At 42.9% G+C, this 17,992-nt stretch carries 14 protein-coding genes; 7 read left to right on the top strand and 7 right to left on the bottom strand.

The window, feature by feature from the left end:
• Positions 1-113: 113 nt before the first annotated feature.
• From R7E00_RS06890 to R7E00_RS06875, 4 genes are all read right to left on the bottom strand, one after another.
• A complete protein-coding gene (locus R7E00_RS06890; RefSeq protein WP_005377438.1) occupies positions 114-779 on the bottom strand; it encodes a hypothetical protein in 666 nt (221 codons plus the stop codon).
• 194 nt (positions 780-973) lie between these two features.
• Positions 974-2,980, bottom strand: coding sequence for a carboxy terminal-processing peptidase (gene prc, locus R7E00_RS06885; protein WP_042522998.1), 2,007 nt, complete (start codon positions 2,978-2,980; stop codon positions 974-976).
• A 17-nt stretch (positions 2,981-2,997) separates the two neighbouring features.
• Positions 2,998-3,624 (bottom strand): RNA chaperone ProQ, encoded by a 627-nt coding sequence (gene proQ / locus R7E00_RS06880; protein WP_005377435.1) that lies wholly within the window; start codon positions 3,622-3,624, stop codon positions 2,998-3,000.
• Between the two features lie 97 nt (positions 3,625-3,721).
• Complete coding sequence (locus tag R7E00_RS06875; RefSeq protein WP_017634278.1) at positions 3,722-4,195, bottom strand: GAF domain-containing protein; 474 nt, start codon at positions 4,193-4,195, stop codon at positions 3,722-3,724.
• A gap of 92 nt (positions 4,196-4,287) precedes the next feature.
• Between R7E00_RS06875 and R7E00_RS06870 the strand changes: the two genes are divergently transcribed.
• The 4 genes from R7E00_RS06870 to rsmF all read left to right on the top strand — a co-directional run bounded on the left by R7E00_RS06870 (position 4,288) and on the right by rsmF (position 11,587).
• Positions 4,288-6,084 carry an ABC transporter ATP-binding protein gene (locus R7E00_RS06870; protein ID WP_033905326.1) on the top strand — a complete coding sequence of 599 codons (1,797 nt, stop codon included), beginning with the start codon at positions 4,288-4,290 and terminating at the stop codon, positions 6,082-6,084.
• Between the two features lie 24 nt (positions 6,085-6,108).
• Positions 6,109-7,359 carry a paraquat-inducible protein A gene (locus R7E00_RS06865; protein WP_005377429.1) on the top strand — a complete coding sequence of 417 codons (1,251 nt, stop codon included), beginning with the start codon at positions 6,109-6,111 and terminating at the stop codon, positions 7,357-7,359.
• Positions 7,352-10,000 carry an MlaD family protein gene (locus R7E00_RS06860; RefSeq protein ID WP_017634276.1) on the top strand — a complete coding sequence of 883 codons (2,649 nt, stop codon included), beginning with the start codon at positions 7,352-7,354 and terminating at the stop codon, positions 9,998-10,000. The genes R7E00_RS06865 and R7E00_RS06860 overlap by 8 nt, the downstream gene beginning before the upstream one ends.
• Before the next feature lie 150 nt (positions 10,001-10,150).
• Positions 10,151-11,587: a 16S rRNA (cytosine(1407)-C(5))-methyltransferase RsmF gene (gene rsmF / locus R7E00_RS06855; protein ID WP_031781146.1), complete on the top strand. Its 1,437-nt coding sequence runs from the start codon at positions 10,151-10,153 to the stop codon at positions 11,585-11,587.
• A gap of 283 nt (positions 11,588-11,870) precedes the next feature.
• Here rsmF and R7E00_RS06850 read toward each other — a convergent pair whose 3' ends face one another.
• Entirely contained in the window at positions 11,871-12,704 is an 834-nt protein-coding gene (locus R7E00_RS06850) for a S1 RNA-binding domain-containing protein (protein WP_017633794.1), read from the bottom strand.
• Positions 12,705-12,896: 192 nt separating this feature from the next.
• On the opposite strand from R7E00_RS06850, the gene R7E00_RS06845 reads away from it, so the two are divergent.
• Complete coding sequence (locus R7E00_RS06845; RefSeq protein ID WP_005377421.1) at positions 12,897-14,249, top strand: hypothetical protein; 1,353 nt, start codon at positions 12,897-12,899, stop codon at positions 14,247-14,249.
• Positions 14,250-14,282: 33 nt separating this feature from the next.
• Here R7E00_RS06845 and R7E00_RS06840 read toward each other — a convergent pair whose 3' ends face one another.
• Entirely contained in the window at positions 14,283-14,780 is a 498-nt protein-coding gene (locus tag R7E00_RS06840) for a PaaI family thioesterase (protein ID WP_262606063.1), read from the bottom strand.
• Between the two features lie 372 nt (positions 14,781-15,152).
• Here R7E00_RS06840 and R7E00_RS06835 point away from each other — a divergent pair, with 372 nt between their 5' ends.
• Both R7E00_RS06835 and R7E00_RS06830 read left to right on the top strand, forming a co-directional pair.
• The gene (locus R7E00_RS06835) at positions 15,153-16,211 is read left to right on the top strand and encodes a 3-deoxy-7-phosphoheptulonate synthase (protein ID WP_005390197.1); all 1,059 of its coding nucleotides are present in this window, start codon (positions 15,153-15,155) and stop codon (positions 16,209-16,211) included.
• A gap of 21 nt (positions 16,212-16,232) precedes the next feature.
• Positions 16,233-16,715 (top strand): YajQ family cyclic di-GMP-binding protein, encoded by a 483-nt coding sequence (locus R7E00_RS06830; protein WP_005377415.1) that lies wholly within the window; start codon positions 16,233-16,235, stop codon positions 16,713-16,715.
• Between the two features lie 101 nt (positions 16,716-16,816).
• On the opposite strand, the gene R7E00_RS06825 is transcribed toward R7E00_RS06830, so the two are convergent.
• Entirely contained in the window at positions 16,817-17,737 is a 921-nt protein-coding gene (locus tag R7E00_RS06825) for a bifunctional precorrin-2 dehydrogenase/sirohydrochlorin ferrochelatase (protein ID WP_005377406.1), read from the bottom strand.
• Positions 17,738-17,992 lie beyond the last annotated feature (255 nt).

The following is a 17,992-nucleotide window of genomic DNA, read 5'->3' as shown; positions in this document are numbered from 1 at the left end:
TCTTTCCATCAAAAAACGGAGCTTTTAGTGCTCTAGCTCCGTTTTTTGATTAACATTTAAACAACATTAATGACTTACCGTACGCACGCGTAATTTGGCGCATGTTAAAGGCATCATGGCGTAACTCTATTGAGTACGGCGTACATATCACCATTGGAATCTTCGATCGTTAGCTCATTCTTGTTGAGCTTATACGTTGTTCCATGCTCGCCATTTTCATACAACAGAACCAAAAACTCATCTTCTGTGTAAAACACACCTTGTTTGATGGACTCATCCCCTTCTTCGTTCGAAACCCTAAACATGAACACGAAATCAGGTTGAAGTATCAAATCCATCTGATTAATGTTGTTGGCCACTAGACCGTCGCCAGATACGTGAGAGCTAGACCAAATACCTGCAAGTGAATTGGATAATCCCTTAGTGAATGTTACACCATTAAGATCAAGCGTATTATGGTTGTTGCGATAGGCATAAATTTGAGGCTCGTCGGTGTTTAAACCAAGAACGATGGTGTCTTCATTTGCGTTATACAGCCCTTCCCAATGGTCAACGGAATAGTCTTTCTTTTGAATATCAATAGAAAAGCTGTAGTCAGAACCTAATGAGAGTTTGATCGCACGAAAGTTTTCAGCCGACTCTTCGGGGTTTGGGTTCATCAAATACCAGTCTCCGATGAGAAACGGCGTGTCAAAGTGACTTAATTCATCTTCTCTGGTGTTTTCTCCACCAAACACACTAAAGCAGCAAAAGCTAAGTAAAATAAAGAACCACTTCATATCGGCATCCTTATCGTTTTCTTTTAGCTTAGCCAGTAGTCCTCACTTTCGCGAAATTTTAGATGTAGATCACGTAAATTATTGGGGGAAAATAAGCGAATATCTTGCTCGATATCGAGACAGCGGAAGACAAAAAGGCATAAAAAAAGAGTGAATCTGAAAGACTCACTCTTTTTATTCTAAATTGCCAGTTATTATGACTGATTTTCCTGCTTAAGTAGATCGACCATAATCGCGACAGACTCATCTAAATAAACATCAGGAGCCTCGTAGTCTTTTGGTATGTCATCCAATGTTTTGAATGCTTTTTTACCCAAAGCAACTTGACGTTCATTTATGCGTTGTAATCGAAGGGCTTCCGCTTTATCCGATTCAGCTTTACGAACTTTTTCGTTCAAAGACAAAGTATTATCGTCTTTTTCTTTACGATATTTCTCGATGTCTTCATTGATAAAGCGGAACTCCATTTCATCAGAAATACGCTTGTTATGAAGAGCAGTAAGTTTTTCAACTAAGGCGTCGTTACTTGGAAACGTTTGATATTGTGCTTTATCAATCTGATCCCAAGGTAAAGCATTGTCTTCAACACTTTCACCTGTTTCAGAAGCCTCTATTGGCGTTGGGTACGAAATATCTGGTGCAACACCACGATTTTGCGTACTTCCACCGTCAATACGATAAAACTTCTGAATCGTGTACTGAACATAACCTAGCTCTTTATCGAAAAGATCGTAAATATGATTCAGTGAACGATGTTGCTGAACTGTACCTTTACCGAAAGAGTTTTCACCTAAGATGATTGCACGATTATAATCTTGCATTGCCGCTGCAAAAATTTCAGATGCTGAAGCACTGTAGCGGTTAATCAACACCGTCAATGGGCCATCATAACTCACTTTTCCATCGGTATCGGCATTCACCTTGATGCGGCCATAGCTGTCACGGACTTGAACTACAGGGCCTTCTTTAATGAATAGACCTGTCAATGCCGTTGCTTCTGTTAGCGCACCACCGCCATTGTTGCGTAGATCAACGATTACGCCGTCAACGTTTTTGGTTTTCAACTCAGCTAGTAATTTATCGGTGTCTTTCGATAAGCCGACGTAGAAACTTGGTACTTCTAAAATACCAATCTTCTTACCGTCTTTTTCGATGATTTCTGACTTAACCGCACGATCTTCTAAGCGAACTTTGTCACGAACAATTGTGACAATGTAACTCTTCGCATCGTTACCTTCTGGCAAGATCTGTAGCTTAACCTTTGTGCCTTTAGGGCCTTTGATTAACTGAACAACATCATCCAGACGCCAACCGATCACGTCGACAATTTCTTCACCGTCTTGTCCAACACCAGTGATTCGGTCCCCTTCACCAAGTTGCTTACTCTTTGATGCCGGACCGCCAACAACAAGTGAACGAATTACTGTGTAATCGTCTGTCATTTGCAAAACGGCGCCGATGCCTTCTAGAGAAAGGTTCATTTCCGATTGGAATTGCTCGGCATTACGTGGAGAAAGGTAGCTTGTATGAGGGTCAACCTGTCGCGCGAAGGCATTCATATACAACTGAAATGCGTCTTCATTGTTGGTCTGTGTGATGCGCTTCATCGCGTTGTTATAACGCTTCTCTAAAACTTCTTTAATCTCTGGCCACTCTTTGCCAGTCAGTTTCAGATTTAACGCGTCATATTTCACACGCTTGCGCCACAACTCGTTGAGCTCTGCTTCGTCTTTTGGCCATGCTGCCTCAGAGCGGTCTAACTCTATCTCGTCATCGGTATCAAACTTGATCTCTTCATCGAGTAGAGTTAACGCATAAGCAAAACGATCGAAACGCTTCTGCATTGAGAGGTTGTAAACATCAAAAGCAATTTGGTTGTTGCCCGATTTAAGCTGATCATCAAGCTCGACTGACCAATTTTTAAATGAATCGATGTCTGCTTGAGTGAAAATATTTCTATTGTAATCAAGCAACTCTACATAGCGTTCAAATATCGCTTTAGAGAAATCATCATTGAGGCTGAAGTGCTTATAATGAGAGCGGGTAAATCGCGAGGTGACTCGTTTGCTAGCTGTTTCATGCTGAACTTCAGGAGAAAGAACCGGCAGGTCATCTTTATGTAGTTTGGCTTCAAGAGCCTGAGCTGATGCTGCTAGCCATAAGCTAGCAGCAATCAGGGTCACTTTTGAACGGCAATTCATGCGTAGGAGTATCTCCTTTATGCGCGCAAGTGCTCCGCTTTCACAACCATTTGTAGGCCGTTAGCAAGTTGAACACGTACATCATCCTTATTGATTTCAACAATGGTCGCTGCCATGTTTCCTTTGCCCATGTTCACGTTAACTGCGTTACCTACTGTGATTTCATCAGCATTTAGAGCGCGCGTTTCTACAGGCTTAGTTGGTTTTTGTACTTTTGGTTTATTAGTACGACGAGGCTGTTGAGGCTTTTTAGCCGCAGGTTTCGCTTTCGCCTTACCCTCTTCACGAGCTTTTTGTGCTTGTTCTTTACGACGAGCCTGAACTTTCGCCTTGCTTTCTGCAAGTGTCGCTTTCGCGTGTTCAACGTGCTCTTCTTCTAGCTCACCACAAGGGTTGCCATCTAGGTCTACACGTACTGCACCTGGTTTTACACCGTGTAGGTAACGCCATGATGAAGTGTACTGTCTTAACGCTGCACGAAGCTGTGTTTTGCTTACTTTTTCGTCTTCATTTAGACGTTCCGCAAGATCTTGAAAAATACCAATTTTCAGAGGTTTTGCTTCACCTTCTAAAGTAAAGCACTTAGGGAAACATTCAGCAATATATGCAATAACTTCTTTGCTGTTTTTTAACTTTTCAGTCATGAGGGGTCCTGATTTGAGCGGATTTCCGCGAGCATTAAGAAAAAATATTCTCGTATTATAGTGACATGCCAAGGAAAAACCACACTCGAAGGCTAATTTATGCGTCGTTCGCGTGTGAATTAAGCAGCTTTTCTACTTCAACCATGAAATGAGTGAGACCTTCTTCGTCTGTTTCATTAAATCGGCCAATACTTGGACTATCAATATCAAGTACACCAACCACCTTTCCATTAATAGAAAATGGAATCACAATTTCTGAATTGCTCGCTGCATCGCACGCAATATGCCCCTCAAATTCGTGAACGTCGTATACTCTTTGTATAGTATTAGTTTGTGCAGCAGTACCGCAGACGCCTCGACCCATTGGGATACGAACACAAGCTGGTTTTCCTTGGAACGGACCAAGAATAAGCTCTTCACCTTTTGTTAGGTAAAAGCCTGCCCAGTTAAGATCGTCAAGTTCCATGAAAAGCAATGAGCTCAAGTTTGCTAGGTTCGCAATAAAGTCTGGTTCAGACTCAATTAGAGCAACAGCTTGTTTGGTTAGTCTTTGGTATTGTTCTAAGTTCATATTAACTTCCTACTTACTATAAAAGCTTCCATTCTCAATGTATGGCGCTAAAATGCAGCCCTACTTTATAATAGGACTTATTCTCAATTACAATGCTTCTGAAAAATGACACTATTAGCCGTTCTTGGTTGATAACACAAGTAAAAAAGCACAAGTCCAAGCTGATCATAGCGAACTTGATAGCGGTGCTTGCAACCTTGATTAGTGTTCCAATTCCCCTCCTCATGCCTTTGATGGTTGATGAGGTCTTATTGGACCAACCTGCAAAAGGTTTAGATGCCATGAATGCCATTCTCCCTGAAGCGTGGCACACTCCGACAGGCTATATTTTCTTCACCCTGTTCTTGGTTGTTCTTATGCGAGCTGCGAGCCAAGGATTAAATATCCTTCAAAGCCGACAATTTACGCTTGTTTCAAAAACCATCACGTTTGAGATGCGCAGTAAAATGATCGACAAACTCGGCCGTATCAGCATCCGACAATACGAAACCAAAGGTAGCGGAGGAATCAACGCACACCTTATCACTGACATTGAGACCATTGATAAATTTATTGGTTCTACGTTAGCAAAATTCGTTATCAGTTTTCTGACTGTTATTGGTACTGCTATCGTTCTACTTTGGCTCGATTGGCGACTTGGTCTGTTTATCCTGTTAGTTAACCCTATTGTCATTTACTTCTCACGTAAACTAGGCAGTATGGTTAAACATCTGAAACGGAAGGAAAATCATTCTTTTGAAATTTTCCAAAACCGTTTAGTTGAAACATTAGATGGAATCTACCAACTACGCGCGGCCAATAAAGAACGAGAATTTCTCCAGCAACTCAAAGACAGTGCGAACCAAGTTCGCGTTGATGCAGACAAGTATGCTTGGCAATCTGAAGCTGCTGGTCGCGTATCTTTCCTTCTCTTTTTGATCGGCTTTGAATTATTCAGAGCTGTCGCAATGTTAATGGTCATGTTCAGTGACCTTACTATTGGCCAAATATTTGCCGTTTTTGGTTACCTATGGTTCATGCTGTCTCCTGTTCAAGAGTTGCTTGGGATTCAGTTTTCTTGGTATAGCGCTAAAGCGGCATTAAAACGCATCAACGACTTATTAGAGTTAGAAGAAGAGCAGAGACCGGTTTCTAAGGTAAATCCTTTCAAAGAAGGTAGAGAAGTTGATGTTAAAGTAGAAAACATTAATTTCTCTTACAATAATGAAAACAAAGTCCTAGATAATCTTTCTTTACATATGCCGGCAGGAAAGAAAGTGGCGTTAGTTGGTGCAAGCGGCGGTGGTAAGTCAACCTTGATACAATTACTTATTGGGGTTTACCGTCAAAACTCCGGTAGCATTCGCTTTAATGATGAATTAACAGAAGATATTGGTTTTGAAGTAATTCGCGACAAAATTGCCGTGGTATTACAGCAACCTATACTATTTAACGACACCTTGAGGCATAATCTAACGCTTGGTGGGGATTTTGACGAAATGTCACTTTGGCGTGCGCTTGAAGTGGCTCAGCTGCAAGATGTTATTTCTCAACTGAACCACGGCTTGGATACTCAAGTTGGTCGTAATGGCATTCGTTTGTCAGGAGGTCAACGACAACGGCTGGCCATTGCTAGAATGGTGCTGAGTAATCCTCAATTTGTTATTTTAGACGAAGCCACGTCTGCGCTAGATACCGCTACTGAAGCGGCTTTACACAAAGCACTGACCGAGTTCTTACGTGGTAGAACAACATTAATCGTTGCGCACCGACTGTCCGCTGTTAAACAAGCCGATTTGATCTACGTGCTTGAAGATGGGAAAGTGACGCAAACAGGTACTCATGGTGAGTTAGTTGAGCAAGAAGGCTTATATCAAACCTTATATGGGGGCATACAGTCCCACGCTTAAATCGTTCAAGCTAGAGAGGTCGTTATGACCTCTCTGTCTAAGCACGCCATGCAACCCAATAACGTACGTTTGTGCCAAGGTTGTGAATTGCCTGTCGACATCGTCGACTTACCCCATGGCAAAAATGCACACTGCCCTCGTTGTGGTACACAATTATATCGCGGAGGTAGCCCTAGCCTCTCTGGTAATCTAGCCGTCGCGATAACCTGCATCCTACTATTTATTCCATCGCACTTTTTTAACTTTATTAGCATCCGACTCTTTGGTGTGATGATTCCGGCAACCCTACCTTCAGGGATGATCACATTGATGGAAGAAGGATTTGTTCTTCTTTCATTGCTCATTCTATTTTGTAGCTCTCTTGCGCCACTGACGGTTTGTGTTTCAGTGGTAACGGCACATATTTCTTTACATCAACGATGGTTCCGTGGGCTTCGTATCTCACTGTGGCTAATTCAACATTTGAAGCATTGGGTTATGTTGGATGTGTTCTTAGTTAGCATCGCCATTTCCTGTTTTAAACTCCAAGATTATTCCGACATTTTCGTCGGTCCAGGGTTAATTGGTCTGGTTCTTTTGCAGATATTTACCGTTTTGTTAGTTTCAAGAATCAGCGTGCGTCGTTATTGGGAAGCTTGGAAGCCAGAAAGTTTATATGCTTTTGAGCATAAAGATGTGCATTGCCATGAATGCCACTTGTCCCAACCTGAAGGTGACCATTGCCAGCGTTGTCATCACGAGTTATATCATCGTAAGCCAAACTCCATTCAGAAAACATGGGCTTACCTCATCGCAGCAACGGTCGCCATCTTCCCTGCTAACCTGATCCCTATTTCCATCTTGCTTACCAATGGTAAGCGTTTGGAGGACACTATTTTTTCAGGCGTGGCTGGTTTGGTAAAAAGCGGCATGTATGGAATCGCTGCGATCATTTTTGTTGCCAGTATCGTTGTACCGGTGATTAAAATACTTGGGCTCGCCTACATCATGCTTTGCATCCAATTCAAACGTTCGGTGTTTAAGAGACAACGAATGATGGTTTACTTTGTTGTTAAATGGATCGGTAAATGGTCTGTGATGGATTTGTTTGTTATTTCTATCATGATGACGTTAGTCGATCGTGGTCAGATACTGGATTTCACACCAGGATATGGCGCGGTAGCATTTGGTGTTGTCGTTGTATTGACCATGCTTGCAGCAGAAAGTATTGATCCAAGGCTAATCTGGGACCAAACAAGCCCAAAACAATCAGAAAAAGAGTCAATGAATGAGTGATCAGAACAGTTCTCAAACGTCATACGTACCAGATGTAAAGCGGAGTAAAGGCATATCTCCTCTTTGGCTGTTGCCAATTTTGACCATGGTCTTAGCTGGCTGGCTTGTTGTGAAGTCGATACACGATGCAGGACAACGAGTGCAAATCTATTTTTCTGATGCCGCTGGTCTTGTCGCCGGCCGAACCACTATCCGTTACCAAGGATTAGAAGTCGGCATGGTAAGAGACATTAACCTCACCGAAGATCTCGGCAGTATTTATGTCGATGCTGATATCTATCCTGAAGCTGCAAAGTTACTGAACGATAAAACACGCTTTTGGTTAGTAAAACCAACAGCTAGCCTAACGGGAGTTTCCGGACTGGATGCGCTCGTCTCAGGTAACTACATCTCGATTCAACCCGGAGATGGTCAAGAGTTTGAGACAACATTCCATGCGTTAGACTCTGCCCCAACAGATTTACGCGTTTCTCAAGGTTTGAATATTAAGCTCAAAAGCCGTGATTTAGGTGGTGTATCGGTTGGCTCTCAAATTGTTTATAAGAAAATCCCAATCGGTGAAGTGTACAGTTACCAGCTAGATGAAGATGCAAAATCTATCACTATTCAAGCCAACATTCAGGATCAATACCGACATATCATTAACAACCGCAGTCGATTCTGGAACGTCAGTGGAATTGGTGCCAGCATCGGTTTTGAAGGTGTCGATGTAAGACTAGAAAGCATGAGTGCCTTACTAGGTGGCGCCATCGCCGTCGACTCTCCGGATGATGGTGAGCCTGTAGAAGAGAACACCGAGTTCCGTTTGTATAAAGATTTGAAAACTGCTGGTCGAGGCATCGCGGTTAAAATCGTCCTACCTGATGACAGCAAGATCAGCGGAGAAGGCGCTCCAATTATGTATCGCGGAATCGAAATTGGCCAAGTTACGGACTTGAGCCTTTCCGAAGGCCGAGAAGTGATATTGGCGTCAGCGGCAATTCAACCCGCTTTTAGTGACATGCTGACGACAGGTACTCGATTTGTTTTAGAAGAAGCAAAAGTGTCCCTTTCTGGTGTTGAAAACATTGCTAATTTAGTGCGAGGAAACTTCTTAACGATCGTGCCGGGCGCGGGTGAACGCTCTCGCCGCTTTACTGCCATTCGTAAAAACGTGTTTAACCAACAGCAAGAAAAGTCCATCGCGATTCGGTTGGTGTCCGACAATTCGTTTGGCCTAGATAGCGGTGCCAATGTACTTTATAAAGGCATCGTTGTTGGTTCAATCATCAAAGTGGGCCTAGTTAAGGAAGATAAAAAATCACAACACGAAGTATTTATGGATGTATTGATTGACCATGAATACAAACATCTGATCAAATCAAACAATCGTTTTTATGTAACCGGCAGTGCATCAGCAGAGTTAACTGAATCCGGGCTCAGCGTTACCGTTCCTCCAGCAAAGCAGTTGTTAACCGGGTCAATTAGTTTTGTGAGCGAAGGCAAGCAGGATATTCAAAAAGAGTATCAGCTGTTCCAAAATGAATCATTGGCTGAATTGGCGCAGTACAATCAAAGTGGCTCTAGGGCGCTAACACTATTTGCTTCTGAATTGCCGCCGATTTCCAAAGGCAGTCCTCTACTCTATCGTAATCTTCCAGTTGGTAACGTCTCCGATTTCCAACTAGTTGATGGCGGAGTACTAATTAAGGCTACCATCGAAAACCGCTTCGCTTATCTTGTAACGCCACAAACCGTTTTTTGGAATCGTTCAGGGATCGAGATAGATGCATCATTAGCCGGAGTTAGTGTGAAAGCGCACCCTTTAAAATCGTTAATCGAAGGTGGCATCGCTTTTGACTCCGTACCAGGCGTTGAAAACAAAATCGGAGAAAACTGGAAGCTGTATTCTGATCAAAAAACCGCTCGCAAGTTTGGGCGCGTCATTGCTTTAGAAACCGACGGTTCGCAAGAGATTGCTAAAGGAATGCCGATTGAATATCAAGGTGTTAAAGTTGGTGAAATCACTCTGGTTGTACCGAATTTTCGTCGTAACATGGTTGAAGTCACTGCAAGAATCCTACCTGAATACGTAGAAAACATTGCAGTTGAAGGTTCACATTTTTGGCTAACTGAACCAGAAATTGGTTTAGGTGGCGTTAAAAACCTCGGAGCGTTGGTGTCGAAATCCATCAGTGTTGAACCAGGTAAAGGTAAAGCCAAATTTGATTTTCAGTTAGAAAATAGTTCAGAACGCGTGCATGGAATCATGTTTACGTTACAAAGTGAACAAAGAGGCTCAGTACAAGTCGGTACCCCTATTCTTTACCGCCAGATGGAAGTTGGCCAAGTGACCGACGTAAGCCTAGGAGAATTTGCTGATCGCATCGTCACGACTATCAAAATACAGCCTGAATATGCTTACCTCGTTCGTCAAAACAGCGTGTTTTGGAATGTTTCAGGAGTAGATGTCTCCATCGGGCTTACTGGCGCGAACATCAAAGCAGGCACATTTGATAGTTTAGTTCGCGGAGGAATTGCGTTTTCAACGCCAGAGCAATCGACTATTCCACCAGCGGCAAAAAGTGGGCAATCTTTCTTTTTGTATCCACAAGCTGAAGAAGGTTGGACTCAATGGCGTACTGCGATTCCTAAGCCGTAGAATAAAGCTCAATTCAGGTACAATTGAAGTTTGAGTACCTTAAAAGAGCAGCAATCGCTGCTCTTTTTTATTGCTCGGCCCTTGTCACTATTCGTTTCTGCTTCGCTTTCGTATATTATTTGCCACAAATTCTGCAAACGAGATCCCACATTGCATCCTAATGTTTACATCCCAGACGCGTTTCTGGAAAAAATCCAAACTATCCTTCCAGCTCACCTCAACATGGAAGACTTTATCGCATCGTGCCAAAAGCCACTGCGCAAGAGTATTCGAGTTAATACGTTGAAGATCAGCGTTGAAGCGTTTTTAGAACGAGCAGAAACAAAAGGCTGGAAGCTTTCTCCTGTGCCTTGGTGTGACACGGGGTTTTGGATTGAAGCGGACGAGTCAGTTGTACCATTAGGCAACACAGCAGAACACATGTCTGGCTTATTCTACATTCAAGAAGCCAGTTCGATGATGCCGGTATCTGCTCTGTTTATGAATGATGAATCTTACGATGCCGTGTTAGATACCGCAGCCGCTCCAGGCTCAAAAACCACTCAAATTGCAGCTTTAATGAACAACGAAGGTGTACTTGTGGCCAATGAATACGCCGCAAGTCGTGTAAAAGTACTGCACGCTAATGTGGAACGTTGTGGGGTACGTAACGCCGCACTAAGTAACTTCGATGGACGCGTTTTTGGCGGTTGGCTACCAGAACAATTTGATGCGGTTTTGCTCGACGCGCCTTGCTCTGGAGAAGGCACCGTTCGCAAAGACGAAGATGCGATGAAAAACTGGACGCAAGCTTCCGTACTCGACATCGCTGACACGCAGAAAGATCTTATTGAAAGCGCCTTCCATGCATTAAAGCCCGGTGGTGTGATGGTTTACTCAACATGTACGCTCAGTACAGAAGAAAACCAACAAGTTTGTCATCACTTGAAAGAAACCTTTGGGGATGCTGTAGAGTTTGAAAGCCTTGAGAACTTGTTTGAGAACGCAGAGGCAGCTCTAACTGAAGAAGGCTTTTTGCATATTTTCCCACAGGTCTACGACTGTGAAGGGTTCTTTGTTGCAAGAATTCGCAAACTGGCTGCTGTTGAGGCGCCAGAAGTCAAAAAGCGCATGGGGAAATTCCCCTTTGCTAAAACTTCAAAAAAAGAATCGACAGAAATTGCTCAACAACTCCAAAGCGCGTTAGGTATTAAACTTCCAAATGACAGTTCTGTATGGCTTCGCGATAAAGATGTCTGGTTATTCCCTAATGCTTTAGAAGCGATGATCGGCGAATTACGCTTCTCCCGTATGGGTATAAAGATCGCGGAAGCCCATAAAAATGGCTACCGTTGGCAACACCAAGTCGCGACTGCCCTGGCGACAGGTTCTGAAAGCAACGCCATTGAACTCAGTATTGAAGAAGCGCGCGAATGGTACATGGGGCGTGATGTTCGCCCACAAACCATTCCTGAGGGAATGAAAACAGGTAAAGGCGAAGTGCTTGTCACCTATCAAGGCGCAGTTATTGGCCTTGGCAAGTGGGTAAGCAACCGAATAAAGAATGGTCTCCCTCGCGAATTAGTACGAGATAAGAACTTATTTTAAAAGACGTAACGAACCATAAATAAATGAAAAGCCATCGTATTTGCGATGGCTTTTTAATTCGTAAGTATGAAAGCAAGTGGGCTCGCTAGCGATCCGGACACGCTGTACTAAACTAGTTGTATCAAAGTAATGCTTTGATGTGGCATTTCTCTCTATGTTCACCAACAAAATTATTGTTGGACAAGTTTAGCGCAGGCTCTGCGGAGCCGTTTCCCCTAGGCCCAAAAAAAGGAAAAGTTTGGGCCGTTTTTTTGGCTGTAGTTCCACTATACGTGAGTTTGGACTACGCTAGACGAATACCGTCTTTCTCAATGACAATTTTACCCTGCTTGTATAAGCCACCGATGGTCTTTTTATAAGTCCCTTTACTTGTGCGGAAAGCATCAAAAATCGCTTCAGGAGAAGACTTGTCATTCAAAGGCAAAAATCCGCCTTTCTTCTCTAGCAAGTCAAGGATCTTACTAGAAAGATCGTCCATTTTCGCCACACCGACTTTTTGTAGAGCAAGGTCGATTTTGCCATCTTCACGAATGTGCTTAATAAAGCCTTTCAGCTTTTTACCGATGTAAAGCTTACCAAAAACATCCGATGGGAAAATCATGCCCCAATGCTTACCATTAACGATAGCTTTATAACCAAGTTGACTACGCTCTGCGATGATCAAATCAACTTGCTCGTTAACTTCATAATTCGCTGGAGTTTTATCTAACCATTTATTGAACTTAGTCGTACCAACAATGCGACCTGACGCTTTGTCGGTATAAACATACACTAAAATGGTTTGTCCGGCAGAGAAGCGAGTGCGTTGCTCACTAAAAGGAATCAGTAAGTCCTTTTCTTTGATGCCCCAATTTACAAAAGCACCTGTCGCATTCACACCCTCAATCTTCATTAAACCCCATTCACCCACTTGGGCAATTGGTCTTTCAATGGTCGCAGCAAGTTGGCTTTCTGAATCGAAGTACAGAAATACGTCTACATGCTCACCAATTTCAGTACCCTCTGGTACATACTTACTAGGTAGTAGAACAGAACCGTAATCATCGCCATCCAGAAATACGCCAAAATCAGCCTTTTTAATGACTTCTAAGCTGTTAATTTGACCAATTTTAATCATTGATTTTGTCTCTTTTTAAATTTACGTGGAATTATACCTAAACTAACAAGAAAATCAGAGAGAAAAGCATAGTGCTCTGTTATGCTGTTGTCGTTCAGCTATATGCCCCAGTCACTCTTTTAGCACTCTTATACTTACCTGCTCAACGGAACGCATAAGTTAAGAATGCTTTAGCAAAGTCAGGAGCTTTCTTTGGTCACCGTCGATAAACAAGACTCAATAACATTAAAAATCAGTCATGCACTCGCAAAGAGCAAAAGTGTCGACCTAGATATTTACTTTTTTATACCTGGTGAGCTTGGTTTAAACGCCGATATCATCAGTGAATCCGAATTTTATTACACCTCAATCACACAGCAACGATCTTATTACAGTACTGAAATCCTTCTTCCGCTAGTACACAGTCGACTTGCCAAACGTGGACGCCTGTCGAATCAGCAATACCGAGTAAGTTTGAGTTTGTTCGCTTACCAATACGTTATCGCGCTAGACAAAGCGGTAGCAAGTTTAAACAAGCATGAGAACAACTCCGTAACGGAAGATGAAGTGGACGAAGTTATCGAGCTCACGCTTGAGATCTTAAAGCGCTTGCGGCGTTCTATTCCTTATGAAGAGAACTTAAAACGCTACTACGTTAACATCGATAACTATCTGTCTTGGTATACCGAGCAAAAGTTCCTGTCACTGGTGGCCCATCTACCACGTGAAGGCGACTATGGCACGATCAAAAAGCGTCTGATCACGCTATGTGAGAAAGAGCAAGCCCATCGTAAACTCAACAAATACAACTCATCAAGAGTCGTTGAAGACGTTACTCGCCTATCTAACAAAATGCGCTTGCTAAGGCGATTGATTGAACACCCTATCGTGCTTCGTGAAGAAACCATATCGATGGGTAACAACATTAAGCGCGCTATCAAAGGTATTGCAACCGGTTTAGTGATGGTTGTCGTGACCTCGACCGTGATTCTCGCTCGCGATTATCTGGGGGAAATTTCTGCCTCATTCATTATCGCGATGTCTTTTATTTACGCTTTACGAGAAATCTTTAAAGATGATTTACGCGATGCCATGTGGCGATGGATCCGTAAAGGCAAACCAAAATGGCGTAAGAAGTACGTTGATCCAACGACGAAAAAAGTGGTTGGCAAAAAATTGGAGTGGCTCGATTATCGTACCTTAAGTAGCTTGCCGGATAAGATTCAAAGAATACGTAAAAAACGCGTCGTTCAACGTGAAGAGCAGATTCTTCATTATCACGAGAAAACCGAAATGGCGACCTCTCTTTTCTTGAGTGGTTACGAACAAACGAGAGAAACATTGAACATCAGTTTGCGCCCTATCATCCGCTTGATGGATAAAAGCTCAAACCGAGTTTACCGTTTAAATGAAGGTCAAGTAACCAAAGAGTCAGTAGAGAAACGTCATTTGCTCAATGTGATTGTCAAAGAGGACAACCACACCGATGAGCCTGTTTATTACCGCTGGAAAGTGGTCTTAAATCGCTCCAAAATCGTCTCTATCGAGAAGATTGAACTCAATTAAGCCAACGCCTTTAAACAAACGAGCCACAAACCACTAGGCAGCCTCTTTTCTTTGTTGGGCTGCTTTTTTTATCGAAAGAGTAAGCGAAAATTCAGCCATTGGCTCGTCACCATGTAAGTTAGGACACAGCGCGACAATTTTTACGTCACGATTTACTCGTTCACCCGTTGCCAAGGTGTGCTCGAGCATCTCATCAATGACATGACCATCGTTACAAACAAAGTGCACATCGGCTTCCGGGCGCTTTAAAAACTCGGCTTTCACACCTTTAAATGCTAGCGAGATCGCTTCTCCCTTTTCTTGCGCTTTACTCATAGCAAGAAAACCACCAGCAACATCAGCGCCAACGGCTAAAGCGCCGAAATACATGCTATTCAGGTGGTTCTTCGTTCTTCTGCGCAATGGGATACGAATCTCAACATGCTTGCTATCTATCGCAATGATTTTAGGGTGGCAAAGCCAAATCAGCGGCACTTTCGAAAAGCCAAACAGATTTAGATACAAATTCGCACGACGTAGAGCTGATAACATTTTGGTCTCCTTACCAATCTAGTCAGACCAGTTAATCAACGAAAGAAATAGATGTCAAAGAAATGTTAACAAAAGCTCGATCTCACGAGTTATTTAACCCTCATGAAGTGACGGCGTCACCCGTGAGGTATGAAGTTTATCGCAGTTACTTAGATTACCTTACAGCGAGATAGATAAAATGGTTATAAATTCAAATGTATATATATTGATTTAATGATCAAGTTTTGTCATTTATACATAAGTCATTTAAATGAATACCTACACCTTTGTATACAATTCGGTATTTCCTGGCGAAGATTCCCGTGAAACGGTTTATTCCTGCCTGTAATTCCGTTATCTTTACCCCTTCGCAATAGAGAATAAAGCTATAACATGCCTATAAAAACAGATGAATTGAGAACCCAGCCTTTGGGTCCAATGCCTACCCCAGCAGAGCTAGGTAGTGTACATCCTATTACGGATGACGTTGCAGACCGTATCGCTCAATCTCGTCGTCAGATTGAAAACATTTTATCGGGTGAAGACGATCGCCTTCTTGCGATTGTAGGTCCGTGTTCTGTTCACGACACTGAAGCTGCCATTGATTACGCCACTCGCCTGAGTGAAATCCAAGACAAGTACAAAGACGAACTGTTTATCGTGATGCGTACTTACTTTGAAAAGCCTCGTACAGTAGTTGGTTGGAAAGGTTTGATTACGGACCCTAACCTAGATGGTTCTTACGCACTTGAAGCTGGTCTTCATAAAGCTCGTAAACTACTACTGGATATCAACAAGCTTGGTCTTGCGACTGCTACTGAGTTTCTTGATATGATCACTGGCCAATACATCGCGGATTTGATCACTTGGGGCGCGATTGGTGCTCGCACAACGGAATCACAAATTCACCGTGAAATGGCGTCGGCACTATCTTGCCCAGTTGGTTTCAAAAATGGCACAAATGGCAACGTAAAAATTGCAATTGATGCAATTCGCGCATCGAAAGCATCGCATTACTTCTACTCGCCAGATAAGAACGGTCGAATGACGGTTTACCGCACAAGTGGCAACCCTTACGGTCATATTATTCTGCGCGGTGGAGAAAAAGGCCCTAACTTTGATGAAGCATCAGTCAAACAAGCATGTGATGCTTTAGCTGAGTTTGGATTGCCACAACGTTTGGTTGTGGATTTCAGCCATGCAAACTGTCAGAAGCAACACAGAAAACAAATCGACGTAGCTCAAGACATTTGTAACCAAATTAAGTCAGGCAGCACTCGTATTGCGGGTATCATGGCAGAAAGCTTTATTCTTGAAGGCAATCAGCCAATGACTGACATCAATAACCTAACGTATGGTCAGTCTATTACAGATCCATGCCTAGGTTGGGAAGACACTGCTACAATGCTAGATATGCTGGCAAGCGCTGTTAAGTCCCGAAAGTCCCTATAACAAAATAATCAAGGAATCTTCATGCCATCGTTTGATATTGTTTCTGAAATCGATACGGTTGAACTACGTAACGCCGTTGATAATGCTAACCGTGAATTGTCTACTCGTTTCGATTTCCGCAACGTAAATGCGAGCTTTGAGCTAGTAGAAGAAAACGTAAAAATGTCTGCGGAAGGTGACTTCCAACTTAAGCAAATGCGCGACATTTTACGCGGCCACTTAGCGAAGCGTAATATTGACGCGAACGCAATGGATGCACAAGACCCAGACGTTACTGGTAAAAACTGGCACCAAACTCTGCTTTTCCGCCAAGGTATTGATACTCCAACGGCGAAAAAAGTAGTGAAACTTATCAAAGACGCAAAGTTAAAAGTACAAGCTTCTATTCAAGGCGACAAAGTACGTGTTACCGGTAAGAAACGCGACGACCTGCAAGCGACAATGGCAGCGATTCGTGAAGCAGAGATGGGTATCCCATTCCAGTTTAACAACTTCCGTGATTAATCAATCTGAGAAGTAAATAAAAACGCCAGCGCATAATCCGCTGGCGTTTTTTATTGGCTTTAGTGTAACGAACTACGTATCCACTTTAGCATTTGGCATTGCTAGATAACTAAGTCCTGTCCTTGCAGCAATACGAATTCGCTCGTTCCTTGTGGTATGAACACGCAAATTCGAAGCTTTTCAGCTTTAGCCTTGGCCAGCATATCCGAAAGCTCAGCAGCGCTCGAGAAAGCTTCTCTTTCTGCATCTCTTCGTATTAGTTCTAACACATTCGCTTCACATCGAGTTGAGTACAGAGCCAGCTCCGCTTGTTGCATATAGCGTACGGCTTTTATTGGCAACATCTCAACATCTTTCCCAACATGAACCCAAGTACAACTTCCCTTTTCATCTAAAGGTGTTGCCATGGTCGCTTGGTAAATTGCTTCTAACTCACGATTATCTCGCGCGTTTTCCACCTCGGGGTTCGAGAAGAATTGCTCCCAAAACTTGCGGCGTAAATCGACACTAGGCAGCGCCTCTTTAATTGAGTTTCGCTTTGAGTTAGCAAAGTCCGCCATCAACCCCATGTTTTGTGGCAGTATCGATTCAAGTTTTTCACGGATGTTTCGAATTAAAACTGGCGAAGCTCCACCACTAGAGATTGCGATTTGGATGCGGCCACGATTAATCATAGACGGCGTGATGAAATCACAATAAGGCTTATCATCCACAACGTTAACCAAGATGCCTAGCTCTTTGGCATCTTTGTACACTTGGTGATTTAGCTCAGGATTGTCTGTCGTCGCCCACACTTGAACAAAGTTTTTAGTGACAATGTCACTCGAATAGAAACGTTGTACCCAGCGCAGTTGATGCTCAGAAGCAAGCTTAGACAGAAAATCAACCAACGTCGGAGAAACGATAGTCACATCCGCCCCAGCCTTTAGCAACGCTTCCACCTTTCGGCTTGCCACCTCACCGCCACCCACGACGAGAACGGGTTTATTAATTAAATCTAAGAACAGAGGAAAATATCGCATTTCAATCCATGATTACTCTAATTAGCTGTTGTAGACCATGCTACCAAAAATGGGGCAAGCTCATCACCCTGTTTCGGTATCACAAATAATTTTTGTTTGAATTTTTACTGAACTTCACCTTGCTCAGCTAATGACAGTTTTAATAACAACTTTTTATTCTTTTGTATTGTTCACTCTTCTATTGATTGTTCTGATGCACCAAATTGTCCATGAATTGCACTATTTACAAACAATTAACATTTCGTCATTCTAAAT

The sequence above is a fragment of the Vibrio sp. Vb1755 genome (genome assembly GCF_033338635.1).
Taxonomy (GTDB): Bacteria; Pseudomonadota; Gammaproteobacteria; order Enterobacterales; family Vibrionaceae; genus Vibrio; species Vibrio alginolyticus.
Note: the sequence above shows the minus strand (reverse complement) of the source record. Positions and strands in the feature narration are given on the sequence as shown.